Genomic DNA, 26,528 nt, shown 5'->3' on the forward strand with positions numbered 1-26,528 from the left:
CGGTTTTTTTATAGCCTATTTTAAATTAATTCATTTTTGCCAACTCAATCCACTCAGCTTCAGGGAAATGAATTGCTAAATAGTCTTTCAAATAATTTGACGTATCTTGAGAAATTAATGGATCTTTTGATTCATCTTTTAAGTTATATACCAAAGCTTGCAACTTCAGTCCACGAGACTTGAGCGCTTCAAGACTAAGTAAAGTATGGTTAATACTTCCTAAACGACCCGATGTTACTAAAATAACGGGGAACTGGTGCTGAGCAATATAATCGATGGTGAGTAAACTTGTAGTTAATGGCACCATTAATCCACCAGCCCCTTCGAGTAAAACAATATCAAAACGCTCAGCTAATGTTTGAGTTGCATTTTCAATTTTTTGAAAGTCAATTTCTCTGTTATCTAGGCGTGTTGCCAGATGAGGCGAAGCAGGATAACTAAAAATTTCCGGCATGGTGAGCTTTTCATGATCTTCTTGAAACCAACCCTGTCCCATAATTTCACGATGCTTTTCAATATCTTCAGAAATATCAGCATTACCCGTCTGAATGAGTTTTTGGGTAATCACTTTTTTACCCTGCTCAGTCCATAATTTTGCTAAAAAGCCTGTAGCGTAGGTCTTACCAATTTCGGTATCAATCCCACTCACAAAATAGATCTGACCACTCATTTACTTCATTCTCCGGGCAATACAATAGATCGGATGATATGTTAAGGAATATCCCTCAGCATGCTTAAACCGATCATAATCTTGATAAAACTGTTGTAAAGTTTGCTTAGTCCAACGATGCTGAGCAGTTGCAGTCACACCTGTTGCTTTTAAATGCTGCAATACAGCTTTAGGCGAATCGAAATAGAGTTGGGCTTCTGACTCAGACAAATGCAGAACTTCAAAACCCGCCAAAGTTAAGGCATTGTTCCAATTTTCAATAGACCAATAACTTAAACCTTGCCCTGTTAATTCTTTAATCTCGGTTAAGTTTCTTGGCCCAAAAGTTGAAAAACATAACCAGCCTTTTTCATTTAAAGCAGTATGACAATGTTGAAGTACACGAGGTAAATCTTGCATCCATTGCAAAGCCGAACCAGAAACGATCATGTCGAGCTGCTGCGGAAACACTAAAGTTTCAACATCCCCAATCAACCATTTCAAATTTTCTTGATGGTTAAAGTGCTGTTGCACATCTGCATACAAGTCATTCAAAATTAACTCTTCAATCTGAAAAGATGCAGCAATAAGACGAGTTAAATTGCCAGAACCACAACCAATTTCAAAGACACGTGACATCGTTGTAGGGCAAAACTGCTGGAGTAAAACCGTTAAATTTTGGCAAATTTGTTTTTGAACAATTGCATGCTCTGAATAGCTTTGCCCCGCTTTGGCAAAACGCTGGGCAACCAAGTTTTTATTCAGACTCACAGAAAACTCACCAATTCTTCAAGCTCATGTTGCTGTACCATTGACGTTAAAGAAATACGCAAACGCGAACTATTTTTAGGTACTGTTGGTGGGCGCACAGGCATGGCATAAAAACCACTTTGCTGAACCTGCTTTGCCTTATCGATAGCAGCCTGACTTTCTCCCACAATGACTGGAATAATATGGCTGGTCGATGGACTTACATAACCCTTTTGCACAACAGCTTGTTGAAGATATTGGCTAATATTTTTTAAATGTTCACGCTGAGATTGAGCAACTAATACTTTTTGAAAAATAAAGTCTGCCCAAGCCATCACAATCGGCGGTTGAGCAGTACTGAAAATAAGCGGACGCATTTTATTAATTAAATAGTCTTTAATAATTGGGTGACAAATAATGTATCCCCCCACTGCTGCTAGTGCTTTACCTAATGTCCCCACTAAAAAATCAATATCGTGAATGACATTATATTGTTCAGCACACCCTAAACCTTGTTCGCCACGCACACCAATTGAATGTGCTTCATCAACATACAGCATAGTTTTGGCAAAGCGTTTTTTTAGCTGCACTAAAGCGGCTAAATCAGTTTCATCACCATCCATACTGAAAATACTTTCTGTGACCACAATGATTCGTTCAATCTTGTCATCATCATGATATTTTTGCAAAAGTTGCTCTAGGTGCTGCAAATCATTATGGCGATAACGTACATATTGCGCACCCGATAAACGTATACCGTCGATCATGCTCGCATGAACCAGCTTATCAGCCAAAATTAAAGTTTTCCCATCGGCAACAGCTGGCAAAATACCAATATTCATATGGTAGCCACTATTAAATAATAGTGCTGCCCGACCACCAAATGCTTGGCTTAGGCTATTTTCTAATTGTTCATATTCTTCAAAATTACCCGTTAATAAACGTGATGATGAAGAACTAAAATAGCTACGTTCGACTGGAAAATTTTCTAAAAACTCTTCACGAAGTTTTACATCTGCAGCTAATCCAAGATAATCGTTTGAAGCCAAGTTCAGCATCGTTTTATTTTGAATCGTAATAAAACGCTCATGCTGTACATTTTGAGTGAACTGTCTGAAATTGCCGTGTTGTTTTAGTTCATCTAATTCGATAGCAAAATGATCAAGCAACGACATTTCAATGCACTCCCTGCATGGTTTCAACAACCTCAACCATCTGCTCAAGCAAATAGCTTAATTCCTGACTGGTAATCACATAAGGTGGCATTACATACACCAATTTACCAAAAGGACGAATCCAAATTCCACGATCAACAAACTGTTGCTGCAACGTTTTCATATCAACATTAACAGTGAGTTCAACTACCCCTATTGCCCCCAATACTCTTACATCAGCAACATAATCAAGCTGATTGAGTGGTGTTAAGTATTGAGTAAGTTGTTGTTCAATTCGCTCAATATTGGCTTGCCAATCTTGCTCAATTAATAATTGCGTACTTTTTAAGGCAACAGCACAAGCAAGTGGGTTAGCCATAAAGGTTGGACCATGCATAAATATGCCAGCCTCACCCCGACTAATGGTCTCGGCAACATGCTTCGTCGTTAAAGTTGCCGACAATGTCATATAACCGCCTGTTAGCCCTTTACCTATGCACATAATATCCGGCTCGACCTGTGCATGTTCCCACGCAAAGAGCTTACCAGTACGCCCAAAGCCTGTCGCAATTTCGTCAAAAATTAATAACAGATTATATTGTTCACAAAGTGCTTTGGCTTGACGTAGATATTCAGGATGATAAAAACGCATGCCGCCTGCACCCTGTACAATCGGCTCAATAATTAAGGCTGCAAGATGCTCATGATTTTGCTGAATCGCTTGTTCTAATTCTGCAATATCTTGTGGATTCCATTCTTCATGAAATTTGGTTTGTGGTGCTGCAACAAAAAGACGATTTGGTAAGCTTGTACCAAAAATCTGATGCATGCCTGTAACTGGATCACACACCGACATCGCATTCCATGTATCCCCATGGTAGCCAGAACGCGTTGTAATAAAATTTGTTTTTTGCGGTTTATCTTGAGCGGTCCAAAACTGCACTGCCATTTTCAAAGCAACTTCAACGGCAACAGAGCCAGAGTCTGCATAGAAAATTTTATCGAGACTTGGCGGGGTAATTTTTAAAAGAATTTTTCCAAGTTCAATTGCAGGGTCATGCGTTAAACCACCAAACATGATGTGAGACATGTTTTGTAATTGATCGGTCACTGCCTGATTAAGTTCAGGATGGTTATAACCGTGAATCGCACACCACCAAGATGACATACCATCAATTAAAGACCTACCATCATCTAACTCAATCGTCGCGCCATAGGCACGTTTAACTTTAAATGTTGGTAAAGGTTGGGTGATTGAAGTATAAGGATGCCAAATATGTTCCAAATCAAAATTATCGGTCATCCTATTTACCCTTTTACAGCGTTCAAATCTTTCATTGAACACATGTTAAACCTGTTAAGAATGAAAGAAAATTGCGATATCAATCAAAGCTGATTAACTTTGCTGATGAATTGTTAAAAATTGGCAGATTTCTTCAATTGTTCGTTCTACTTGTAGATATGGAAAAGCATGAGTAGCTTCATTTAATACTTTGTATTTCATCTTTTCTGTCGCGATATGTGCAAAATTTTCCTCAATTTTGCAAGGAATGACACCATCTTGCTCTGCAAATAAATGAAGCTGTGGACCTGAGTAATTTTTTAAGTTATCTACCAAGTTTAGATGCTCTAACATTTCTAACCCTTGTAATAACAACTCATAAGAGGGTGGATTTGCTATATTTTGCATGTTTAGCCAATCTTTTTTAGCTTGTGCTGATCCTTGAGTAATTAAATAATAAAAGCGCTTTAAAGTGGCTTGTTGGTTTTGCAAAAAAGAAGTTTTAAATTGACTGAACACATCAGCAGGCATTGCAGTCTGCCAATTAGTGTTGGCAACAAAACATGGATTAGAAGCAAGTGTAATTAAAGTTTTAGTTAGACCAGTGCTCTTATAAAAAGAATCAACTAAGTAAGCTGCTAACTGACCTCCTAAAGACCACCCAATTACAGTATCGACATCATTCAATAAATTAAACTGTTTCTGGAAACTTTCAGTTAAAACATCAAATATATTAATAAGTTGTATATCAAAACCCGTTTTTTCCAAATGCAACTTTAGAGATTGCAAAGGTTCCACGCCTACTCCCCATCCTGTAATCAATAAAATTTTATTTTGTAACGTCATATTCTTACCCAAAGCTCATTTAGTGCAAATTATATATTAATATTTTAAGAAAATATCTTTTAAAATCAGCCATAAAATTTAAAAATATTGATTTTAAATCATACATTAAAACCCATTAATATTCTGAAATATATTGATAAATAAAACGCGCATTATTAATAGGAAACATACAAAAATTTAATTATCTAAACATTGAAGCCAATCAAAAAACAACATACTCCACACTTCGCCTATAAATCCATTATGCAATGTAATTAATGTTAATACTTATGTTTTTTTATTAAAAGAAATGACTAATCAATTAACTTTAATGTTAGAAGATTAATTATTGATCAAAAAATATTGGGAAGGCTAATATGAACAGTCAAAGTACAATATCTGATAGGAGAGAAGAAAACACATATTTTGTTACATCCAGTGATATTATAAATACTTTATCCTTAGATAAAAATTACTGCTTATTTTTAGATATTGATGGAACATTAGCATCATTTCAAATTAAACCTGAGCAGAGTTTTATTCCAAAAACTACATTAGAAATTATAAAAAAAATTATTGAATTAAATATTCCGGTTATTGCTGTAACAGGTCGTGATATAGAAACAGCAGGCAAGCTGCTACACCCTCTTGAAGTTCTTATCGCAGGTTTACATGGTTTAGATATTTATTTTAGTTCAGATAATTATATTCGACCAGATTTAAGTAGTATTAATTTTAAAAAATTAAAACAAGATATTATAAAATCTTGTGAAAAATATCCTGAGTTATTAATTGAAGACAAAGGATATTCTATTGCTTTACATTATCGCAAAAACCCCAACTTAGAAAATCATGCACTCAATATAATGCAACAGATTAAATCCTTTTACCCCCAGTTAAAAATAAATAGGGGAAAATTTGTTATTGAATTAATTCCTCACCAAGCTGACAAAGGTAAAGCAATTCAAACTATATTAAATCATCTTAATTTACCCTCAGCGTTACCTATTTTTATAGGAGATGATTTAACAGATGAATCTGGTTTTATTTGTATTAATCAGCAATCTGGCCTCACTATTAAAGTAGGTTCTGGTGAAACACATGCCAAATATAGATTAAAAGATATCGATGATGTCGCTAATTTTCTTTTTTTATTTCAAAACAGAATAAAAAACTTATATGTCAAAAATAGCCGAAATCAGAATGGAGAAAAAATATGTCTAAATTAATCGTATTATCGAACCGAATAAGTATGCCATCTGGTAAGGCTTCAGCAGGTGGCCTTGCTGTAGCTGTACAAGATGCATTGAATGATAGCAATGGTATTTGGTTAGGCTGGAATGGTCTGCAAATTACCGATAGCGAAGCGCCAGAATTTGAGCAAGCCTATTCTCAGGGAATTGACTACATTACCTGCCCTCTCACTCATCAACAATACGCGCAATATTACTGTGGTTTTGCAAATAAGGTTCTGTGGCCAGCGATGCATGACCGAGAGGATCTTATTGAATATGATTCGCAAGAATATAATACCTATCAAAAGGTCAATCGATTATTCGCTGAAAAGTTAAAACAGCTGGCTCAGCCTGAAGATATCATTTGGATACATGATTATCATTTTTTTAGTGTAGCCCGTTACTGCCGTGAATTAGGCATGCAAAATAAAATTGGTTTCTTTCTACATATCCCTTTTGCTAGCCTGAACATATGGCTCAAAATTCCCGTGGCTCGAGAATTAATTCAAGACTTGAGCCAATATGATGTGATTGGTTTACAAACCCAGATTGATCAAAATGCATGTATGCAAACATGTTTAAGTTTACTTGAAGCTCAGAAAATTCACCGTGACAGTATCAGCTACAAAAAACGTCAAATACTAATTAAATCGTACCCGATTGGTGTTCAGCCGGAGCTTATTCAAAAACAAGCCCAACAAGATTTGCCAAGCCCTTGTGTGTTTAATTTTGAAGAAATACCTCGTCAAAAAACAATCATTGGGGTTGACCGAATTGATTATTCAAAAGGTTTACTTGAGCGTTTTAATGCATTTGCAACCTTCTTAGAAACTAATCCTGAATATCATGGCTTAGTCCGACATCTGCAAGTTGCAACACCGTCACGTACTGATATTGCAGTTTATCAACGTTTATACGAACGTTTTAAAAACAAGCTGGAATTGATTAATGAAGAGTTTGCACATGAAGACTGGAGACCTGTAGATTGCTGCTATGACACTGTTCAACACCATAATCTCATGCATATTTACCGCCATTCAGATATTTGCTGGATTAGTTCACTACGCGATGGTATGAACCTAGTCGCTAAAGAATATATTGCAGCTCAAGATCCAGAGAATCCTGGCGTACTAATTTTATCTAAATATGCGGGTGCTGCTGAGCAGATGTCTCAAGCCTTGATTGTTGATCCGCAAGATAGAGCGGCAATGATGGATGCTTTAAAAATGGCTTTAGAAATGTCTAAAGCTGAGCGTATCAATCGTTATCAACAATTGATAGAGGATTTATCAGCATCTGATCTTACTCATTGGAGAAACGATTTCTTAGATGATTTGGAAAAAACACCAACTTTACTAATGAAACCTCAGCGCTTATTACAAGACAATTATCAATCTATCTATCAGGTTTTATAAATCTAAATAAAAGAACATCGAGAAATTAAATTCTCGATGTTCTTTAGATTGTTTCTATTATTTATAAATTAATTCGCCTTTGCGAGCGTAAAGCAGTTAAGTAAAGCAATAATAAATAGTAATACTGCTACACCTGTTAAAACTGTACTTAAACCGGTCCATTCACCAATTAAACCAATTAAAGCTGGCCCACTTAAGGAACCTGTATAGGCAATCGTTGATACTAAAGAAAGTGCCGCTGCTTTAGGCATATCGTTTTGTCGACCTACGCGAGAAAACATAACGGGCACAATATTGGAACAGCCTAATCCTAAAAGTGCATAGCCTAATACAACCACTTGCCATACGGGTGCGGTCACAATAACAGCCATACCAATTGCTGCACCAATGGCACTATAAGTTACAACATTTTTTTCACCCCATTGCTTTAGCAAGATATAGCCCGTAAAACGTCCAGTCGTCATGCTCAGAGCAAAAAAGGTATAAGCAAGACCAGCAAAGGCTGGATTAAGTTCATACTTACTTGTTAAATAAATACCACCCCAATCCATTGCCGCACCTTCTGATAAAAAGGCAATAAAACACATCATGCCAATAAGCAGAATAATGCCGTTAGGTCGATAGAGTTTTTTAGGTGTATCGGCTTCTTGATGTGGCTTTTCATCCTGTTCAAAAGACGTTAAACAAGGAGGAATAGCAACTGCACCAATGACGAGCAAAATCATGACAACAGACAAAGTACTCATTAATGGAGAAAGACCTACTGCCAATAATGCAGTCACCAGCATAGCCCCAGTTAAGCCGCCAAGGCTGCACATTCCATGGAAGCTAGACATCAGAGCCCGCAGACTATGTTTTTCAACAACCACTGCCTGTAAATTTATAGCTACCCCAAGACAGCCTGCTGCCGACCCAAACACAAATAATGCTACAGCCATCATCACAATGCTGTTCCACATCGTTAGGCTAGGTAATAACACCATTAACAGCATCAATGCCAACGCAATTAATGGCCGACATCCCCAACGCTTGACTAAAGCACCAGTCGCAGGCATCGCAATCATTGAGCCGATACCCATACAAAGCAAAAGCAAACCAAAATCGGCATGATTGAGGTTTAAACGTTGCTGTGCAAAAGGAATCAGTGGTGCCCAAGCTGCGGTCGCAAAACCTAAACTAAAAAAGCTTAGTCGTGTTGCAAGACGCTGCGTGCTTAAGAGAGTAGCTGTATCTAAAACAGCAGGTTTGGTAAATAACATATTTCGCGAACTCACCATAAAATCATTGGCGATCCATACCAACCGATTTTCCATAGAAAAACCCTTGCCTCATGAAGTTTCTAGGCAAGGGTTTTGTTGGCGAAATTATATCCAATTTCATAAAAAAAACAGGGGGTGTGATACAATTTTTATGATTTTTTTGTAACCGCCAAAGCCTTATATACTAAGGCTTTGAATATATTAAATTTGAGAAAAATACTTTTTTATTTCTATTTTATTAAAGCTAAAAATCAGGCGATAAAAAACCCAGCATCAGCTGGGTTTTTTATTAAATTTGAGATTGAATATAGTTTTGTAAGCCAATCAACTCAATTAAACGTAATTGCTTTTCTAACCAGTAGGTATGGTCTTCTTCAGTATCAGATAATTGTTGACGTAACATATCACGGCTAATGTAATCGCCTTTCTCTTCACAGAGTTTGATACCTGTCGCTAATTTTTCACGAACATGATATTCAAGCGCCAAATCAGCTTTTAAACAAGAAACAACGTCTGTACCGACATTAATGTCTTCACGGTGCATGTTTGGTTTAGCACCTAAAAACAATACACGGCGAATGATCGCATCAGCATGAGAAGCTTCTTCTTGCATCTCATGATCAATACGTTCATAAATTTTATTTAAACCCCAATCTTCGTACATACGAGAATGGATTAGATATTGATCACGGGCAGCCAATTCTCCGCCAATGAGCATATTTAAATAGTCTATGACTTCTGGATTGCCACGCATAATAAATCTCCTATCGTATGAGAACTATTATGGGCAATCTTAAAAATGATTGCAAAGTAAAAAATAGTTAAGTTTATGATTTTTATCAAATTAAAATGAGAAACATACGCATTTGCAGTTTAAGTTAATTAAATTTTCTCTGCAAAAAGAAACGCTTGTCCGATTTATACATCCAGACAAGCGTTAAAATATGACATAAACCATCAATTTATTATTTTGTAACTAAAATCAATGGTTCTTATTTCGGTAGGTTTATTCGCTTAAGGTCTGCCCATAGCTCGCCATAAGAGATAAGAAATCAGTCTCATTCATAACGACAATACCAAGTTTTGATGCTTTTTCTAACTTAGAACCAGCCTTCTCACCCGCAACAACACATTTCGTTTTGCTCGATACACTACCGCTCACACGCGCACCTAAAGCTTGTAGCATTTGAGTCGCTTGATCACGGGTCATTTGCTCTAATGTACCTGTTAAAACCCAACTCTCACCATTTAATGGCTGACGCGTTGGTGCAGTCGGCGCATCCCAATGAATTCCTGCTGCAATTAAACGATCTAGCACTTCAATGTTATGAGGTGCCAAGAAAAAGTCAGCAATCCATTCTGCGGTAATATCGCCGACATCCGGTGTTTTCTTTAAAGCTTCAACATCGGCAGCTTTTAGGGCTTCTAAAGTTTGGAATGTATTCGCTAACATTCTGGCAGTAGTTTCACCGACCCCACGAATTCCTAAAGCATAAATAAAACGAGCAAGAGTTGTCTTTTTACTGGCTTCGATGGCATCAATCAGATTTTGTACCGACTTCTCGCCCATTTTCTCAATACCGAGTAAAGTTTCTCGGTGCTCATGTAAATGATAGATATCGGCAACATCTTTGAGCAAATCGAGATGTAATAAAGACTCTACCCAACGATCGCCCAAACCTTCAATATCAAGCGCCTTACGTGACACGAAATGACGAATGGCTTCAATTCGCTGAGCAGCACAGTAAAGACCACCAGAACAACGTGCTAAGGCTTCCCCTTCTGGCATTACAACGGGTGAGGCACAAACAGGACAGCTTTCAGGTAAATGTACAATTTCAGCATCAGGTGAGCGGAACTCTGGCCAGACTTTTTCTACTTTAGGAATAACATCGCCAGTACGATAAACACTAACCGTATCGCCAACACGTACATCAAGACGATGGATTTCACCAATGTTGTGTAAAGTTACATTGGAAACCGTAACACCCCCCACAAATACAGGGTTTAAGCGTGCTACAGGAGTCAAAGTACCTGTACGCCCCACTTGCCAATCAATCTGATCCACCGTAGTTAATGCAGCTTGTGCAGGGAATTTATAGGCAGTCGCCCAACGTGGCTCACGACTTAAAAAACCAAGTTGTTGTTGTTGTTTTAAGTCATCAACCTTTACGACCATTCCATCAATTTCAACTTGTAAATCGGGACGTTCTTGCTGAATTTGCTCATAGCGCTGCTGTACTTCTTGAATTGAATTACACAAATATTGACGTTCAGCAATTTCAAATCCAAGTTTCGTTAGCCATTGCAGGCTATCATGCATCGTGGTTAAGCCATGATTTGGTTCGCACTGAGCAATACCATACGCATAAAACGCTAACGGTCTACCAGCAGCAATATTCGGATCGAGCTGTCTTAAACTACCAGCTGCTGCATTACGAGGATTTGCGAATGTTTTATCGCCTTTTGCTTCCTGATCGGCATTGAGTTTTTCAAAGCCAGACTTTGGCATGAGCACTTCACCACGTACTTCAAGCAGTCGTGGAATTTCAAAATGATCCGAATGCAACACTTTAGGCAAGTTGCGAATAGTTTTAACGTTCTGGGTAATGTCTTCTCCAGTTTCTCCGTCACCACGTGTAACCCCACGTATTAACACACCGTTTTCATACCAAAGCGAAATCGCAAGACCATCGAGTTTTAGTTCTACTTCATATTGTACTTTTTGATTGGGCAAACGCTCTTCGACACGGCGTGCAAATGCAAACAAGTCTTCCTGATTAAAAACATTCCCCAAAGAAAGCATAGGAACCACATGGGTCACACTTTGAAATTTAGAGAGTGCTTGTCCACCTACTTTTGTAGTTGGGGAGTCTGATTGAACCTGTTCTGGATATTGCTCTTCTAAAGCTTTTAACTGGTGAAATAAATGATCATATTCACTGTCCGAGATTGTCGGCTGATCCATCACATAATATGCATGGTTATGCTTTGCAATCAGTTGAATAAGCTGACGCATCTGTTCGATCACGGAAGTTGTTGCCATTATGTTATTCACCATAAAAAAGGGTGGAAATTTCTCCACCCTGAACTGCGACTAGATATGTTGCAATTATCGCAACGAATGTAAAAAATTAAAACTAGGCAGTCGCCTGTGCCGGACGATAATCAATCACATGATGACGCCAGTGCTCTTTTAACTGTGGTGTAAATTCAAGATTATTCTCATCATAAACTTTGCCGTCAATTTCACGAGCAATTAAACCTGCAATACTCGCCATCATGTCAAAACCAGTTACAGCTTTACTGTTTGGAAGCGCAAGGAAAAATGCCAACCCTTGGACTTGTTCAGTAGATAAGGTTTCAAGATCAAACCCAGCTGGTCCATTGTCCGTCATACGCAGTACTGAAAACATAAGTACGCTCGGCTCATCAGTATTTTCATAGCGATGGAAACATGACATTTCGCCATAACGTAACCCGTATTTCAGCAGTACTTTAAGTGCTTTATCACCAGACAACGCGCGACGAGGGTTCGGGTAGACATTTAATGCAATAATTTGTTCAGCCATCGCTAATGCACTTTCATCATCATAGCGCTGCTGTTCATGCAAATGCACATCCAGAATATTACTCTCACCTTCAAATTCAGCAATTTCGGCAGTTTCAATATTTGGATTCAAACTCAACTCAGGCTCAGCCTTTTCGCTTTCTGGTTCCAAGCTTTCTTCTGATTTAACAGAAACCGTATCAACCAACTCAACTGAACTATCTGCATTAATGGTAGAGTTTTTTACAGTGTCTTCAGATTTAATTTCATCTGGAGACGTTTCAACAACTGGTTGAATTTGTTCGGCCGAAATTGATTTAGTTGGTTCTACAGCCAAAGTTTCTGTTTGTTTTGTTTCACTGACTTGTGACGCCGCATTTAAAGTCGGTTCTACTCGCTCTGCGCTAGTCGCCGATACACCCTCGGCTTCAGCTTGCTCAAGCTGATCTCTCACATGCCTAGGTATAACCGGCTGATTACTATCAGGATTAATATGCAAATCACTGTCTAATGAGGGTTCAGCATGGTTTGACTTTTTTAAAATCATTTTTAAGCCAATTAGCATAATAATAATGGCGACAACGATGCCAATAATCGTATTGATTTCCATTCTATGACTCCGAAACTAACCCGTATTCTTTTGCCTGTTCTAAATCGACAGTGACTAATTTTGATGTACCCGGTTCAGGCATGGTCACACCCAACAAATCAGTTGCCATGGTCATCGCCAGCTTATTATGTGTAATGTAAATGAATTGTACATGTTCAGAAAGCTCTTTTACCAAATTACAATATCTCTGAACATTCGCATCATCAAGTGGTGCGTCCACTTCATCTAACACACAAAACGGTGCCGGATTCAATCTAAAAATCGCAAATACTAATGCTAAAGCTGTTAAAGCCTTTTCTCCACCGGAAAGTAATGCTAGAGAACTATTTTTCTTACCCGGTGGTCTAGCCATCAGTTTAACACCAGATTGCCAGTCATCTTCAAGACTTAAACTTGCTTCACCACCATTAAAGACCTTTGGAAACAGATTTTGCAACTCTTGATTAATCTGATCAAACGTTGTCATAAACAACTTACGTGTTTCCTGATCAATGCTTTTCATCGCATCTTTTAGTTGAGTTACCGTATTTTCCAGATCTTGAATCTGGTGACTCAACTCATCAAAACGTTGGGAAACTTCTTCAAACTCTTGTGAAGCGGCAAGGTTAACCGCACCGATTTTTTCAAACTGTTTCTGTACTTTTTCCAGTTTTTGCTGGTGCTCGGTTAAATCGATTTGTAAGCCCTTTTGGAGCTCGGCATTTAGCTCTTTAAGCTGTTCTTGGTAATGTTCACGATCTGACTTAGCTGCTTGCCATGCCAAACGTTTTGCTTCAAGTTGTTCTCTGAGTTGCTCATCTTTTTGTTGATATTGATGACGCTGATCTGTCAGGCTTTGTTGTTTTTCCTGCACACTATTTAATTCAAGCTGCCATTCATTCCAGTTCTTTTGCAACTTTTCAGTTTGAGCAAATTGTTGCTGAAATTCGGACTCAAGATTTGGCAACTCTAACTGAATAGGATCAACAAATTTTTTCGCCTGTTCCATTTGAGCATTAATTTGCTGATATTGGCTCTGCAAGAACGAAATATCTTTTTCAAGCAACTCTATCTGTTGAGTCGTTTGCGTACTGTTACGACGTAAAATTTCACGTTCTTGTTGTTGCTGATGCAGAGCTTGTTGTTGTTCCTCTAGTTGCTCTGTTAACTCTTCTACCCGAAATTGCAATGTTTTATAGTCAGGTAAAATAGTTTCAAGCTTGATTGCTAGCGCATGTAAATCAATCTCCAGATCATCTTTTTGCATTGCATCTTCTTCAAGCTGCATGTCTAACTGAGCTAACTGATCTTTTAATTGCTGTTTTTGCAGTAAAAATGCCTGTGCCGCAGTTTGCTGTTTAGCAATTTGCACATCAAGCTGTTGTAAGTCTTTTTGTTTTTGTTTAACAACTTGCTGTTTCTGTTGAACATCAAACTGCAACTGCGCTAGCCCATCTTTTTGCTGAACTACAATTTGATCTAATGCTTGTAATTCGGGTTGCTGCTTTTCAAGAACTTGCTCAATTTCATCTAGACGAATGCGATGACTGAGCATCCCTTGTGCACTTTGACTCTCGTCATCATACATAAGAGCAATGACCCAGTCTTGCCCGACATGATAACCATCTAAAGTCAAAATAGACTGCCCATGTTGCAATTGCTTTTGCTCATTTAAAGCATGAGTCAAATCTTGTGCAATCGCTACATTCGAAAAAATTGATAGCTGTGGAGATGCAATCCAATCATTTAAACAAGCTAAGTTTTGCTTAAATTGATTTGTTTGCTCTGAAGGTTTTAACTGGCGAGCAACCCCTTCTTGAAAAGTTTGTTCGGTCTCAAGAATATGAGCTTGTAACCATTTTGCTAAAAACTTTTCAATAATCTGCGCATGTACTTTGCCTTGCTCTGTTAATTGCAAAGCTTGCATTAAACGTAGTGCATCTTGATGTTGCTTCGGGCTTTGCTTAGCAACAAGCTGGCTTAAGTTTTTCTGCTCTGATAATAAAACTTGTATTTCTGTTTTCAGCGTTTGCTGCTGATTTCTGCTTACCTGATGTTGCTGTTGGGACTGCTCTAAACGCTGTGAAAGCTGCTCAATTTCAGTCTCAAGTGTCGCAATTTCCCGATAAAGCTGTTGTTGCAGTTGCTCAAGCTCACCCTGCTCATCTTCATGAACATGCGATTGAATCTGACTTGCTTGATGTTGCAACGTTTCTTTTTGCTGCTCAATTCTTAGAACATTTTTACCTAACTGCTCAATTTGGGCAGACATCTGCATTTTTTGCTGCTGTTGTTTTTCAACCTGAGCTTTTACTTGTTCAAACTGTTGTTGCGCTTGTTTTTGCTGAGATTGTAAATCAGCAAAGTTTTGTTCAGCTTCCGTTGCAGTATGCTCAATTGCAGTTAAGGCTTCAGTTTGTTCATCTAACTGATTATTCAACGTTTCAAGTTGCAATTCAGAAAGCTGTAAACGTTCTTTAGTTTGGAATCTTTGCTGTTCTAATTGAACGAGTGTCGTACTGTTTTGCTGGTATAAATTCTGTTTTTGTTCCAGAGTCATTTTCAGTTCAGATAGTTTTTTTTCAGCTTGCTGCCATTCGTGTTGTAGTGGTGAAGATTGCTGAATGAGTCGCTGAAATAAAGCACTGGTTGCTTCTAAATCATGTTCAATCGTACTTAACTCTGAGCGAACCAATTTAAAAGTTTCGCCCAGTTCATTCATTTGAACTGTATATTCTTCTTGTAAGCGTACGCTTTTATCTGCCTGAAAAGATAAAATTTCAATTTTAAGCGTACGAATCTGACCTTCTAACGTTTTATATTGAACCGCTGCTTCAGATTGGCGTTTAAGCGTCTTAAGCTGCGATTTTAACTCTAGGGCAATATCTTCTAAACGTGAAAGGTTTTGCTCAGTATGCTCAAGATGTTGCAAAGTTTCGCGTCGACGAGCTTGATAACGAGAAACACCTGCGGCCTCTTCAATAAAGATACGCATTTCTTCAGGCTTGGCATCAACCAGACGGTTAATCATGCCCTGTTCAATCACCGCATAAGAACGTGGTCCCAACCCTGTTCCCAAGAAAATATCGGTAATATCACGACGGCGACAACGTGTGCCATTTAAGAAATATTCGGACTTGCCTTCACGGGTGACCTGACGGCGAACAGCTAACTCATTATAAGCATTATAGGATCCACCTAACTTGCCATACGTATTATCAAAACGTAGCTCAACACTCGCCACACCAACTGGCTTACGTTTGGAAGTTCCTGTGAAAATAACATCTTGCATGCTACCACCACGCAGTTGACGAGCATTTGATTCACCCATCACCCAACGAATGGCATCAATTACATTTGATTTGCCACAACCATTTGGACCAACCACTGCTGTGCGGTTAGCCTTAAAATTTAAAGTTGTACTATCTGCAAAAGATTTAAAGCCGGAAAGTTTTAAACTGCTTAAACGCATAATGCCCTAACTAGCGGCGTGAGCGTCTTGCCCAGGCCAATTCAATCTGTTTCATTCGTGTCAGCGATTCCAACACAAGGTTACGTAAGTGTCGACAAAAATCTTCCATAAATAAAGCGGCTTGTTGTGATTTTCGGATCAAAATTGCATCAATCACGAGTTTAAATAATGCAAATGCTTCTTGTAGTTCTCGTTTAGAAGTATTTAAGGTCAAAAAATAACTACGACGTAATGAAGGCAATAACTCTTTATAGAATTTCATTAGATAAGGATTTCCGACCATATCTTGCTGTTCGGCCAGATATTGGAAAACACCATCATAAAATTTCTCGATATCCCCTGCTTTTACATGCTCAAGAAGTTGTTCTAACAATAACTGCAATTGATCTGCTTCATGTGCCCGCCATGTTTCACTTATTCGCTGAACAATATGCCCCAATAACATCATATTTGTGTCAAACAGTGCTTTCACCTGCTGTGCAGACATTTCTGAAACAATTGCCCCACGGCGTGGAAATATCTCAATTAAATGAGTACGCTCTAATAATAACAATGCTTCACGAACTGACCCTCGGCTCACGTCAAGTTCTTTAGCAATACGTAGTTCTTGAATACGTTCGCCTTCAACCAGCTCACCACTAATGATCTGTTCGCTAATATATTTGACAATTTGCTCAGAAAGACTTTCTGTCTCTTCGAGATTCATAAATCACCCGCTACTTTTTATATGCATTAATCCATGCTTTTCTTTCGCATCCTTGTTTTTAACTGATCCCATCGATTAAAAACTATGTCATTGTCTGACAATTTCATTGCATTTTAAGCCAACCCATTTAAAAACAACACCAAAATCGGATGAATAAAAGCCCCGAATGTTATTATATTATTTAATAAAAAAAGCTCGAATTTCTAAAAATTCAAGCTCTTAGGTCGTAGTCTTGTTAAGGTTAATATTTTATTCTTTAGTGCATAATGCCTTTATAAATAAAATAACTACCTACCACCACTAACAAACAGGCAAAGCATTTTTTTAACATTTGTGGTGACAATGCATGAGCGACTTTTGCTCCAAACTTGGCTGTAATAAAACTCATAACACTAATGCCGATAAAAGCATAGATATGCACATAACCAATCGTGTTAGGTACAGAGATGTGTTCTTTAGCACCGAACCACATGAAGCCAATTGCGCCCGCAATTGCAATGGGTAAACCACAAGCAGCAGAAGTTGCGACTGCTTTTTGCATAACAACGCCGTGACGGTTTAAATACGGTACAGTTAGGCTTCCTCCCCCAATTCCAAAAATTGCAGAGGCAACACCAATTCCGCCACCTGCCATCACTTGCATAGATGCAGAAGGAAGTTGACGTGTTGGATCAACTACAACATGGGCGCCTTTAAACATGCGATAAGCCATGGAAACAGCAAAAATCCCAATAAGAAGTTGCAAATGCTGACCAGACATTAGGTCAGCAATACCAGCACCCAAAAATGAACCAATAATGAGCCCGGGCGCTAAATTACGAAAAACTGGCCAAAGTACAGCTCCTTTTTTATGGTGAGCCGACACCGAACTAAAAGACGTTACAATAATCGTTGCTAGTGATGTTCCTACTGCAATATGCATGATTACCGCAGGGTCATAGTGTAACTGGGTAAAAACGACATAGAGGATTGGTACAATAATTAATCCACCACCAACCCCAAACAATCCGGCAGTAAAACCAGCAATTGCGCCAATGAGTAAATATATGATTAACTCCATAAATGTTTTACCACTCTGCTCATATTCAACATGGATTTAGAGACTCGCCAACTACAACAACTTTTAAGCGCAAAAAACCAGCTTCCAGAAGTGGTTTTATTAAAAGCAACCACAACTTCGACCAATGATGATATTCGTGAAATTGCCCAAAAAGGCATTACAACAGGCTTGGTTTGCAGTGCTCAACAAACTCAAGGGCGAGGTCAACATCAACGGCAATGGATTTCACCTGAAGGAAACATTTATTTAAGCACATTGGTGCAAACTCGAACACCCTTAGATGGTCGCTTAGCACTTGAAGTTGCTCTAAATATTTTGCAAATCCCGCAATTACAGCCTCTAAGCTTACAAGTAAAATGGCCAAATGATTTATATAGTGCGGAAGGTAAATGGGGTGGAATTTTAGTTGAACCCCTTTCGCAACATCAGGCTATAGTAGGTGTGGGCATTAATTTAAAAACGCCACCCGTAACCGACAGTGATCAGCCGATTACCTCTTTAGAAGATTTAGGTTTAGAGCAAAACAACCGTCTTGAGTTAGTTTCAGAGCTGTATATGGCTATTCAAAATGCAGCTCGCTGGTTCGATCATGGCTGCTACAACTTAGCTGGCCGTTTTAATCATCATGCCGCATGGATTAATCAATTCGTGCAGTTTGAGCATAGCCAAGGACTAGTAGAAGGTCGTTTTGTTGGAATTTCCAATGATGGAGCCGTTATACTTGAAACTCCAGAACCTAAACAGTTTTATCAAGGTCGTTTAAGACCACAGATCAATCAATAAACAGGTGTTTCTCCATGAAAAGTTTATGGCTCGATATCGGGAACACTCGTTTAAAATACTGGATTACTGAAAATCACCAAACTATTGAGCATGCCGCAGAACTGCATTTGCAATCCCCTGCCGATTTATTACTTGGGTTAATTCAACATTTTAAGCATCAAGGTCTACATCGAATTGGGGTATCATCCGTCTTAGATGTCGAGAATAATCAGCGCATTCAACAAATTCTAAAATGGCTTGAAATTCCAGTTGTTTTTGCAAAGGTTCATGCTGAATATGCTGAGTTAAAGTGTGGCTATGAAGTACCGAGTCAGCTCGGGATTGACCGTTGGTTACAAGTACTCGCTGTAGCTCAGGCTAATGAAAACTATTGTATTATTGGATGTGGAACAGCCTTAACTATTGATTTAACGCAAGGCAAACAACATTTAGGCGGGTACATTTTACCTAACCTTTATCTGCAACGCGATGCACTTATTCAAAATACAAAAGGCATTAAAATTCCTGACTCAGCTTTTGATAATCTAAACCCGGGTAATAACACCGTAGATGCTGTACATCATGGTATTTTATTAGGCCTTATTAGTACTATCGAAAATATTATGCAGCAATCTCCGAAAAAACTGCTTCTTACTGGTGGAGATGCGCTTGTTTTTGCCAAGTTCTTGAAAAAATATGATCCAGTCGTAGAAACTGACCTTTTGCTCAAAGGATTACAACAATATATTGCTCATTATCCTAAAGACTAAAATACAGAACAAAATAAAAGGCGCTATATGCGCCTTTTATTTTACGAACTTATTTCTTTTGGTCGTTGTTACCAAAGAGTGGTCCCATTCCGCCGCCACCGCCGCCGCCAAATTGTTTTTGCATATTGCCTAATGAACGCATCATTTTGCTCATACCAGATGGATTCGCAAACTTCTTCATCATTTTAGCCATTTGTGCTTGCTGCTTAATGAGTTTATTCACTTCAGCAACATCCATACCACAACCCGCTGCAATACGTTTTTTACGACTTGGGTTCATCAAATCTGGATTACGGCGTTCTTTAACGGTCATCGACTGGATAATAGCTTCCATTTTCTTGACCTGTTTTTCAGGATTTGCTTGCTCAATCGCCTGCTGAATTCCTGCACCGCTCATGCCAGGCAACTTATCTAAGAAGCCCATCATGCCGCCCATACTTTTCATTTGCTCAAATTGCATCAGCATATCTTCAAAGTTGAAGCTGCCTCCTTTTTGCAATTTTTTAGCCATTTTTTCGGCTTTTTCTTTGTCGATTTTACGTTCAACTTCCTCGACTAAAGAAAGTACGTCACCCATGCCTAAAATACGTTGAGCAACACGATCTGGATGGAATGGTTCTAAAGCATCAAGCTTCTCACCCATACCCAAGAACTTGATTGGCTTACCCGTAATTGCACGCACAGAAAGCGCTGCACCACCACGTGCATCACCATCAGTTTTAGTGAGAATCACGCCTGTAAGTGCCAATGCATCATTAAAGGCTTTAGCTGTATTTGCAGCATCCTGACCTGTCATGGCATCAACCACAAACAAGGTTTCAGTTGGCTTAACAGCAGCATGTAATTCTTTAATTTCGTCCATCATGTCTGCATCGACATGTAAACGACCTGCGGTATCGACAATCAATACATCAGCAAATTGGATTTTTGCCTGTTCAATTGCACGATTAACGATATCAATTGGCTTTTCAGAAGCATCTGAAGGAATAAAACCAGCACCAACTTCGCTAGAGACAGTTTCTAACTGCTTAATCGCTGCTGGACGGTAAACGTCGGCAGAAACCGTCATTACTTTTTTCTTTTGACGCTCTTTTAAGAAACGTGCCAACTTAGCGGCAGTTGTCGTTTTACCCGCACCTTGTAAACCAGCAAGTAATACAACAACGGGAGGCTTAGCACTTAAATCAAGTGTTTCATTCGCCTCACCCATCATCTTGGTGAGTTCGTCATAGACAATTTTTACAAATGCCTGGCCTGGCGATAACTGAGTCATCACTTCCTGGCCCAATGCCTCTTCCTTAACTTTCGCGATAAATTCACGAGTTACAGGTAACGCGACATCGGCTTCAAGAAGTGCCATACGTACTTCACGTAAGGTATCTTTAATATTGTCTTCGGTCAGCTGCCCTGAGCCAGTAACATTTCTTAAACTCTGTGTGAGTCGTTCTGTTAAGGTATCAAACATTGCAAAATCCGCTTAAAATGGCTAGTTGCAAAAAAATCTTTCTCGAAATAGAAAATTTATGCATAGAATGCTATAGGATACTTTAGTTCGCAGCGAATTTATATCTTATATAGATGAATTAATCCTGAAAAAGGTTTGACATGATTAGCCTCCCCTTGGTTTACACAATTTTGGCACTCATTGCATATACCACTTCTTTCTGGTATCTGTTTATTCGTTTAATGTCAAAACGTGAACCAAACCCATGGTTATTTGCTGTTGTTGCAATTTTGGCACTCCTGTTGCACGGCACAGTTTTATGCCACGCCATGCTGACACCGGCTGGAATTAACTACGATGTTTTTAATTTAGTATCTTTTACATCGTGGCTTATGCTGTTGTTAAGTTTAATTTTTAGTATTTTTCGCCCCATTGTACCGTTAAACTTGTTAGGCATTCCTGTAGCGGCTATTGGCCTGATTTTAGGTTTTGCATTCAGCCGACCCGATCAATTTATTGAACAGCATTCCCTAGGCCTTGATGTCCATATCATTCTGTCTTTATCTGCCTATGCAGTTTTACTGATGGCAACCATTCACGCTATTTTGCTGTGGTTCCAAAATCGTGAACTCAAAAAGAAACAAAAAAAACGCTTTTGGGTCAATTTACTCCCATCAATTCAGGCGATGGAATCTTTGTTATTTGACCTCATCATTACTGGTTTTATTCTATTAACAATTGCACTCGCTTTTGGTTTCTTGACTATCGATAGCTTCTTTGCCCAACATCTCGCTCATAAAACCGTATTTAGTATTATTTCCTGGTTTATCTATGGATCATTATTGATTGGCCATTACAAACTCGGATGGCGAGGACAAAAGGCCATTCATTTTACCTTAATCGGCTTTGTACTTTTAGCCATTGGTTTTATTGGTAGTAAATTTGTGCTTGAAATGATTTTGGGCCTCTAAATTAATTAAAATTTCATCGATACTAGACAGCGTTATACATATCCCGTATAACGCTGTTTTCTTTTTGCTCAGGTGACACAGACTGTGAAACTCATACTCGCTCCAATGGAAGGTTTAACTGACCCGATCATGCGGGATACACTCACATCTGTTGGTCATTTTGACTGGTGTGTGACCGAGTTTATTCGAGTTACAGACAGCATTTTGCCAGACCATATCTACTATAGTTTTTGTCCAGAATTAAAAAATGACGGTAAAACAGCTGCGGGAACGCCTGTTCATGTCCAGTTCTTAGGTAACAATCCAGATATGCTGGCAGCAAATGCAGCGAAAGTTGTTGAGCTTGGTGCACCAGCAATTGATCTAAATTTCGGTTGTCCCGCAAAAACTGTAAACCGACACCGAGGCGGCTCTGTTCTTCTAGATGAACCTGATGTTGTACATATGCTAATTAAAGCTGTAAGAGATGCAGTACCTCCGCATATTCCTGTTTCAGCAAAGATGCGTTTAGGTTATCTAGATGAAAATCACACCATGGAAAATGCCCATGCTGTTGAAGATGCTGGTGCAAGTTGGTTGACAGTTCACGCTCGTACTAAAGCAGATGGTTACACACCACCAGCTTATTGGGAAAAAATTCTGCCCATTAAAGAAGCTTTAAAAATTAATGTAATTGCCAATGGTGAAATCTGGAGCAATGCTGATGCTAGAGCCTGTCAGCAACAATCTGGCTGTGAAGATTTAATGATTGGGCGTGGTGCTGTGACTACCCCAGATTTAACACAATGCATTCGTGAAAATATGAATGAGGCATTATTCAGTTGGGAACAACTTGTTGATTTGCAAATTCGCTTTTTAAACGGTCAAGCAAAAACAGAAATTGGTATGGTTGGTCGTTATAAACAATGGTTGGGGATGATGACTAAGGCCTACCCACAAGCTAAAAACTTATGGGATCAAGTTAAGCGTATTAAAGCTTTGGATGAAATTGTTCAACAGTTAGAACACACCAAATCAGAAAACATTTAACTCAATATAGTTATAAAAAGAGGGCGATTGTTTTCACAACCGCCCTCTTTCATATTTCAGGTTAAGTTATTATTTTTTCTAAAAGCCACTTACTTTCATTTTTAAGTCAGTCACTGACGCCCCAGTAATACCAAAACTCCCCATAGAACCATTAGGCAAGTTATTAAATGTCGTTGTACTTTGGGTTCCCATATTTCCTAAAGTGACATTGTTAAGTGAAGCATCGAACTTACTCGACACACCGTTATTCCCAAAAGTTAATCCCGTTGGATCAACCCCTGCATAAAAACCATCAAGCACAAAGCCTGTCGAGGTATTTGTTCCAGCAAATTTAAATCCGAATGTAGCTCCCGTATTATCCGAGACTAAAGTAATTGGACAACCCGCAGCAGCAGAACAAATAGATTGAATTGCCCCACCAAATTTAACCATCACTGATTGAGCCGCATGACCAAGCTGGATATTTAAACGAGGTTTATTGGTTTGTACAAAGTTAATATCTAGATTGCCAGTAGAACGGATCAGCTCTTTTACACCCGTATTCACTGTCGTTCCCGAACTAAAAATTGATTTTGGTGCATAACTCGTTAATGCATAATCGGATGGACTAGATAAAGATGCACTTGGAGCTAAATAAACTGAAAAAGGTAAGAGGCGAATACCGTTTACATCATTGCCCATAGACACAGCTAAATTTAAAAAAGGATTTCCACCACCTGCATCAGTATCCATTACGATATTAAAAGAAGGATTACTAGATACCGCAGCTTTAATAAATTCTATGCCAGGAACCGGATTAGTAGAATTCCCTGCAATAACAAAGCCAGCCTTACTATTATACGAAGTTGAAGCAATACCGTTTGTATCAATCAGGGCGACTTGATTAAATTGAACTTTATCAGCCTGAATACCTAAGGTTAAACCATTTTGGCCCGTCGTGGCCGCAAGACTTTGATCATCTAAAGGCTGCATTGCAAAAACACTTGAACTACTGGCAAGTAACAACCAGCACCCTATATTTTTATTCTTCATGTCGCTCTAATCCTTAAGAGACAAACGCTTATTATTTGTTCAGACTATCAGAATAATATTCAAGCACAAAGCAATTATCCCTATAACCCGACGAATGCAAATCCAATCACATTCAAAATAAATTTTTTATAAAAAGTGGCAATGACTGCCACTTTTTTGGTTAGTTAAAAGCACCATTTCTTGGCACAATACTAAAACTACTATTTAAACGACCACCAGTAATTGCAAGCTCGCCTAAACGTGCACCAGCACCAGTTGATGGCGGATAGAAGTTAATATCTTTAACACGTAATGCACCGTCAATACTCTTATCAGGATTAAAATAAACCGCCGTATTTACGCCAACTTTACCTAAACCACTTGCGGTGTCTTTGCCCACAACTAAAGCAGTATTAAACGCAAGTTTTCCAGTAATATTATCAAAGCCAATTGCAGAACCATCGATCGGATCACTAATTTGGACTGTATTTCCAGTTGCTGTGGCAGGCATCGTGAAATCGCCGAGTACAGTTAGAGCGCTACCATCAGCAATTGAACTGTTTGGCACAATCGATAAGTTAAGATCGCCACCTAAACGTAGTTTTAAACCAAATAAAACGTCATTGTTTTTGGCAAAATTATCAATAGGTGAAGTACATGAACCTGTCGCTGGACAAGTTTTATATTTAGCCCCTGGTAAATAACCAGCTGCAATTTCTGTTGATAAAGCAAGTAACATCTCTTTTAAACTAATATTGAGGCTGCCATTTTCTAAACCGATACTGCCATTGCCTTTGACGAACATATCAATGTTACGTAAACCCATATAATAATCAGTCGGGTTACCCGCATTATTGGCATTTGGAGAACCATCGACCAACAACACAGAGGTCGTTTTGGTTCCAGTCGCATCACGTCCTGTAGTTCCAGCTGCAACACCAAAACCTAAACGCGAAGTCGTTCCAGATGTAGCAACAACATTCTGAACAGGTTTACCATTGGCATCTTTTGTATAGTAATAAGCACTATTTGCAGGGGCATCTAAACCATATACAGCAGCATTAGCATTTAAGTTATAAAAAGGTAATGCCAAGCCCCACTGGTTGTTTGCACCATTGTCTGCAAACTGATTTGCAGGAGCGACATTCGCACTTGTTGTAAAGCGACCGCGTCTTGAAAATGCTTGAAACTCTGCTCCACGCATCGCAAGAATTAAGCTAAACGGATTAGTAACCGTATCACGGTGAATATTATGCTGATAATCAGCAGCCGTTGTTAAAGTACCCGATCCTAAACGAATTGCATTTAAAGTCGCGTTGTTTGGCATCAATAACGTTTTTGTATCAGCAAGATTTAAATAAATATTTCCGCTGTCGAAATAACCACGTGTAGCAGAGTTAAGTCCTGTTAAATTGCCAAACTCGAAACCGTAAGCATTCAGACCTGCCCCACCAATTTCTAAAGTGGTTGCTTTACCATCTGCGCCTAGCATTGAATCATTATCTTTAGTAAATTCACCTTTCATACGAAAAGCAATGCCAGAATTACCTAAAATACTATTACTTGAACCTGTACCAGCAGCTGTATTTGCAGTGCCTAAAGTGGTGGTATCCGCCGTACCGTCCATACCACGGACTTGTAAATAACTATTTACCATACGTCCGCTAGCACCTAAACGAATCAAACCCTTCGCATTTTGTGGACTATTAGTTGCATCCAAAGCATAAGGGTTAGTTTTATCGACATTAGAACTTAACATGACCTCAATATTCAGGCCTGAATTGGTTACTTTGCCACTACTGTCAACATACGTACCCGCAGTTAAACCAGAAGCTGAATCTGCTACACGGTTAAAATCAACATAGCCATAGGTAGTATTCGGAGTTTGCCCTACACCAGCAACATTAGTTCCAGTATTTGTCTGTAAAACTAAGCCACGAGTTGGGTCAATCAACATGGCCCCTTTACCAACAAAATTAAAGTTAAAATTTCTTAAAATTAACTGATTTAGCTGACTACGAGCATCCAATTGCCCTAAATAAATATTGGCATTATTAATGCCAAGTGTCATGCTTGACTGGCTATTTGCATTAAATAGGCCATCTTGGGTTGTAAGCGCTAAATTTAGCGGAGAAGTTGTTTGAATAGCCAACTGCCCCATTGTAGGTGAACAAGTAGCAGAGGTATTACATACTTTAAAACTATTTACAGTAATAAGTGATGGACTACTTTGCATAGAAAAGTCGAGTCCAGTTTTACCTGTGGTTGGATTACTCCCCACATCTAAACGGTAATTAGTACTTAAAGATTGACTAGATGCATTACTTTTTTGGACTTTTACACCACTCGCTTGAGCTCTTAAGACCTGATCAGCACTGCTAGGCGTACCTGCATGGTCATCCCAGTAAGCATTATCAATATTAATTTCGTTAAATGTAGTTTGAATCGAGATCCCATCTTGTCCATTAACGGCACTCAAATCTGCATCTGTTAAAGCTTCTAAAGCATAAATTTGTCCACTCACTAACAACATGCTGGTTGTTAATGTATTTAAAATAAACTTTGAGCTGTGATTTTCTTTATTTTTTTTCATCA

21 protein-coding genes are annotated in these 26,528 nt (G+C 38.7%); 6 read left to right on the forward strand and 15 right to left on the reverse strand.

Features of this window, described 5'->3' with window-relative positions; genetic code table 11:
• Window positions 1–25: 25 nt before the first annotated feature.
• The 5 genes from bioD to ACLBWE_RS16870 all read right to left on the reverse strand — a co-directional run bounded on the left by bioD (window position 26) and on the right by ACLBWE_RS16870 (window position 4,681).
• Entirely contained in the window at window positions 26–670 is a 645-nt protein-coding gene (gene bioD / locus ACLBWE_RS16850) for a dethiobiotin synthase (RefSeq protein ID WP_005048672.1), read from the reverse strand.
• Entirely contained in the window at window positions 671–1,420 is a 750-nt protein-coding gene (bioC, locus tag ACLBWE_RS16855; RefSeq protein WP_348951123.1) for a malonyl-ACP O-methyltransferase BioC, read from the reverse strand.
• On the reverse strand, window positions 1,417–2,574 hold the full coding sequence (locus tag ACLBWE_RS16860; protein WP_447604049.1) for an 8-amino-7-oxononanoate synthase: 1,158 nt from the start codon (window positions 2,572–2,574) through the stop codon (window positions 1,417–1,419). Before ACLBWE_RS16860 ends, bioC begins: the two co-directional genes overlap by 4 nt.
• A gap of 1 nt (window position 2,575) precedes the next feature.
• The gene (bioA, locus tag ACLBWE_RS16865) at window positions 2,576–3,856 is read right to left on the reverse strand and encodes an adenosylmethionine--8-amino-7-oxononanoate transaminase (RefSeq protein ID WP_447604050.1); all 1,281 of its coding nucleotides are present in this window, start codon (window positions 3,854–3,856) and stop codon (window positions 2,576–2,578) included.
• A gap of 93 nt (window positions 3,857–3,949) precedes the next feature.
• A complete protein-coding gene (locus ACLBWE_RS16870) occupies window positions 3,950–4,681 on the reverse strand; it encodes a hydrolase (RefSeq protein ID WP_447604051.1) in 732 nt (243 codons plus the stop codon).
• A 356-nt stretch (window positions 4,682–5,037) separates the two neighbouring features.
• On the opposite strand from ACLBWE_RS16870, the gene otsB reads away from it, so the two are divergent.
• On the forward strand, window positions 5,038–5,889 hold the full coding sequence (gene otsB, locus ACLBWE_RS16875) for a trehalose-phosphatase (RefSeq protein WP_447604052.1): 852 nt from the start codon (window positions 5,038–5,040) through the stop codon (window positions 5,887–5,889).
• Window positions 5,877–7,310: an alpha,alpha-trehalose-phosphate synthase (UDP-forming) gene (locus tag ACLBWE_RS16880; RefSeq protein WP_447604053.1), complete on the forward strand. Its 1,434-nt coding sequence runs from the start codon at window positions 5,877–5,879 to the stop codon at window positions 7,308–7,310. Before otsB ends, ACLBWE_RS16880 begins: the two co-directional genes overlap by 13 nt.
• 68 nt (window positions 7,311–7,378) lie before the next feature.
• On the opposite strand, the gene ACLBWE_RS16885 is transcribed toward ACLBWE_RS16880, so the two are convergent.
• The 7 genes from ACLBWE_RS16885 to ACLBWE_RS16915 all read right to left on the reverse strand — a co-directional run bounded on the left by ACLBWE_RS16885 (window position 7,379) and on the right by ACLBWE_RS16915 (window position 17,946).
• Window positions 7,379–8,569, reverse strand: a complete 1,191-nt coding sequence (locus tag ACLBWE_RS16885; RefSeq protein WP_447604079.1) for an MFS transporter — start codon at window positions 8,567–8,569, stop codon at window positions 7,379–7,381.
• Between the two features lie 289 nt (window positions 8,570–8,858).
• Window positions 8,859–9,323 (reverse strand): heteropolymeric bacterioferritin subunit Ftn, encoded by a 465-nt coding sequence (gene ftn, locus ACLBWE_RS16890; protein ID WP_001214863.1) that lies wholly within the window; start codon window positions 9,321–9,323, stop codon window positions 8,859–8,861.
• 252 nt (window positions 9,324–9,575) lie between these two features.
• A complete protein-coding gene (gene ligA / locus ACLBWE_RS16895; protein WP_447604054.1) occupies window positions 9,576–11,615 on the reverse strand; it encodes an NAD-dependent DNA ligase LigA in 2,040 nt (679 codons plus the stop codon).
• Between the two features lie 94 nt (window positions 11,616–11,709).
• Window positions 11,710–12,729: a cell division protein ZipA C-terminal FtsZ-binding domain-containing protein gene (locus ACLBWE_RS16900; protein WP_447604055.1), complete on the reverse strand. Its 1,020-nt coding sequence runs from the start codon at window positions 12,727–12,729 to the stop codon at window positions 11,710–11,712.
• Between the two features lies 1 nt (window position 12,730).
• Window positions 12,731–16,180, reverse strand: coding sequence for a chromosome segregation protein SMC (smc, locus tag ACLBWE_RS16905; RefSeq protein WP_447604056.1), 3,450 nt, complete (start codon window positions 16,178–16,180; stop codon window positions 12,731–12,733).
• Window positions 16,181–16,190: 10 nt separating this feature from the next.
• Entirely contained in the window at window positions 16,191–16,886 is a 696-nt protein-coding gene (locus ACLBWE_RS16910; RefSeq protein WP_003653383.1) for a GntR family transcriptional regulator, read from the reverse strand.
• A gap of 256 nt (window positions 16,887–17,142) precedes the next feature.
• Complete coding sequence (locus ACLBWE_RS16915) at window positions 17,143–17,946, reverse strand: sulfite exporter TauE/SafE family protein (protein ID WP_005042782.1); 804 nt, start codon at window positions 17,944–17,946, stop codon at window positions 17,143–17,145.
• Window positions 17,947–17,976: 30 nt separating this feature from the next.
• On the opposite strand from ACLBWE_RS16915, the gene ACLBWE_RS16920 reads away from it, so the two are divergent.
• Both ACLBWE_RS16920 and ACLBWE_RS16925 read left to right on the forward strand, forming a co-directional pair.
• Window positions 17,977–18,729, forward strand: a complete 753-nt coding sequence (locus tag ACLBWE_RS16920; RefSeq protein WP_447604057.1) for a biotin--[acetyl-CoA-carboxylase] ligase — start codon at window positions 17,977–17,979, stop codon at window positions 18,727–18,729.
• A 14-nt stretch (window positions 18,730–18,743) separates the two neighbouring features.
• On the forward strand, window positions 18,744–19,478 hold the full coding sequence (locus ACLBWE_RS16925; RefSeq protein ID WP_447604058.1) for a pantothenate kinase: 735 nt from the start codon (window positions 18,744–18,746) through the stop codon (window positions 19,476–19,478).
• Window positions 19,479–19,527: 49 nt separating this feature from the next.
• On the opposite strand, the gene ffh is transcribed toward ACLBWE_RS16925, so the two are convergent.
• Window positions 19,528–20,943, reverse strand: coding sequence for a signal recognition particle protein (gene ffh / locus ACLBWE_RS16930; RefSeq protein WP_198497060.1), 1,416 nt, complete (start codon window positions 20,941–20,943; stop codon window positions 19,528–19,530).
• 140 nt (window positions 20,944–21,083) lie between these two features.
• Here ffh and ACLBWE_RS16935 point away from each other — a divergent pair, with 140 nt between their 5' ends.
• A complete protein-coding gene (locus ACLBWE_RS16935; protein ID WP_447604059.1) occupies window positions 21,084–21,893 on the forward strand; it encodes a cytochrome C assembly family protein in 810 nt (269 codons plus the stop codon).
• An 84-nt stretch (window positions 21,894–21,977) separates the two neighbouring features.
• The gene (locus tag ACLBWE_RS16940; RefSeq protein WP_447604060.1) at window positions 21,978–22,922 is read left to right on the forward strand and encodes a tRNA dihydrouridine synthase; all 945 of its coding nucleotides are present in this window, start codon (window positions 21,978–21,980) and stop codon (window positions 22,920–22,922) included.
• Window positions 22,923–23,000: 78 nt separating this feature from the next.
• On the opposite strand, the gene ACLBWE_RS16945 is transcribed toward ACLBWE_RS16940, so the two are convergent.
• Both ACLBWE_RS16945 and ACLBWE_RS16950 read right to left on the reverse strand, forming a co-directional pair.
• Window positions 23,001–23,954, reverse strand: a complete 954-nt coding sequence (locus ACLBWE_RS16945) for a DUF6160 family protein (RefSeq protein WP_205469792.1) — start codon at window positions 23,952–23,954, stop codon at window positions 23,001–23,003.
• A gap of 160 nt (window positions 23,955–24,114) precedes the next feature.
• Window positions 24,115–26,526: a DUF6160 family protein gene (locus tag ACLBWE_RS16950; protein WP_447604061.1), complete on the reverse strand. Its 2,412-nt coding sequence runs from the start codon at window positions 26,524–26,526 to the stop codon at window positions 24,115–24,117.
• Window positions 26,527–26,528 lie beyond the last annotated feature (2 nt).

It is taken from the genome of Acinetobacter sp. M5A5_2a (assembly GCF_053345265.1).

What these genes read in the sequence shown, in the direction of transcription:
- ACLBWE_RS16915 (WP_005042782.1), bottom strand. Translation starts at nt 17,946, where the DNA reads ATGGAGTTAATCATATATTTACTCATTGGCGCAATTGCTGGTTTTACT.
- otsB (WP_447604052.1), top strand. Translation starts at nt 5,038, where the DNA reads ATGAACAGTCAAAGTACAATATCTGATAGGAGAGAAGAAAACACATAT.
- ftn (WP_001214863.1), bottom strand. Translation starts at nt 9,323, where the DNA reads ATGCGTGGCAATCCAGAAGTCATAGACTATTTAAATATGCTCATTGGC.
- ACLBWE_RS16910 (WP_003653383.1), bottom strand. Translation starts at nt 16,886, where the DNA reads ATGAATCTCGAAGAGACAGAAAGTCTTTCTGAGCAAATTGTCAAATAT.
- ACLBWE_RS16860 (WP_447604049.1), bottom strand. Translation starts at nt 2,574, where the DNA reads ATGTCGTTGCTTGATCATTTTGCTATCGAATTAGATGAACTAAAACAA.
- ACLBWE_RS16950 (WP_447604061.1), bottom strand. Translation starts at nt 26,526, where the DNA reads ATGAAAAAAAATAAAGAAAATCACAGCTCAAAGTTTATTTTAAATACA.
- bioA (WP_447604050.1), bottom strand. Translation starts at nt 3,856, where the DNA reads ATGACCGATAATTTTGATTTGGAACATATTTGGCATCCTTATACTTCA.
- ACLBWE_RS16870 (WP_447604051.1), bottom strand. Translation starts at nt 4,681, where the DNA reads ATGACGTTACAAAATAAAATTTTATTGATTACAGGATGGGGAGTAGGC.
- ligA (WP_447604054.1), bottom strand. Translation starts at nt 11,615, where the DNA reads ATGGCAACAACTTCCGTGATCGAACAGATGCGTCAGCTTATTCAACTG.
- smc (WP_447604056.1), bottom strand. Translation starts at nt 16,180, where the DNA reads ATGCGTTTAAGCAGTTTAAAACTTTCCGGCTTTAAATCTTTTGCAGAT.
- ACLBWE_RS16925 (WP_447604058.1), top strand. Translation starts at nt 18,744, where the DNA reads ATGAAAAGTTTATGGCTCGATATCGGGAACACTCGTTTAAAATACTGG.
- ACLBWE_RS16920 (WP_447604057.1), top strand. Translation starts at nt 17,977, where the DNA reads ATGGATTTAGAGACTCGCCAACTACAACAACTTTTAAGCGCAAAAAAC.
- ffh (WP_198497060.1), bottom strand. Translation starts at nt 20,943, where the DNA reads ATGTTTGATACCTTAACAGAACGACTCACACAGAGTTTAAGAAATGTT.
- ACLBWE_RS16900 (WP_447604055.1), bottom strand. Translation starts at nt 12,729, where the DNA reads ATGGAAATCAATACGATTATTGGCATCGTTGTCGCCATTATTATTATG.
- bioD (WP_005048672.1), bottom strand. Translation starts at nt 670, where the DNA reads ATGAGTGGTCAGATCTATTTTGTGAGTGGGATTGATACCGAAATTGGT.
- ACLBWE_RS16880 (WP_447604053.1), top strand. Translation starts at nt 5,877, where the DNA reads ATGTCTAAATTAATCGTATTATCGAACCGAATAAGTATGCCATCTGGT.
- ACLBWE_RS16885 (WP_447604079.1), bottom strand. Translation starts at nt 8,569, where the DNA reads ATGTTATTTACCAAACCTGCTGTTTTAGATACAGCTACTCTCTTAAGC.
- ACLBWE_RS16935 (WP_447604059.1), top strand. Translation starts at nt 21,084, where the DNA reads ATGATTAGCCTCCCCTTGGTTTACACAATTTTGGCACTCATTGCATAT.
- ACLBWE_RS16945 (WP_205469792.1), bottom strand. Translation starts at nt 23,954, where the DNA reads ATGAAGAATAAAAATATAGGGTGCTGGTTGTTACTTGCCAGTAGTTCA.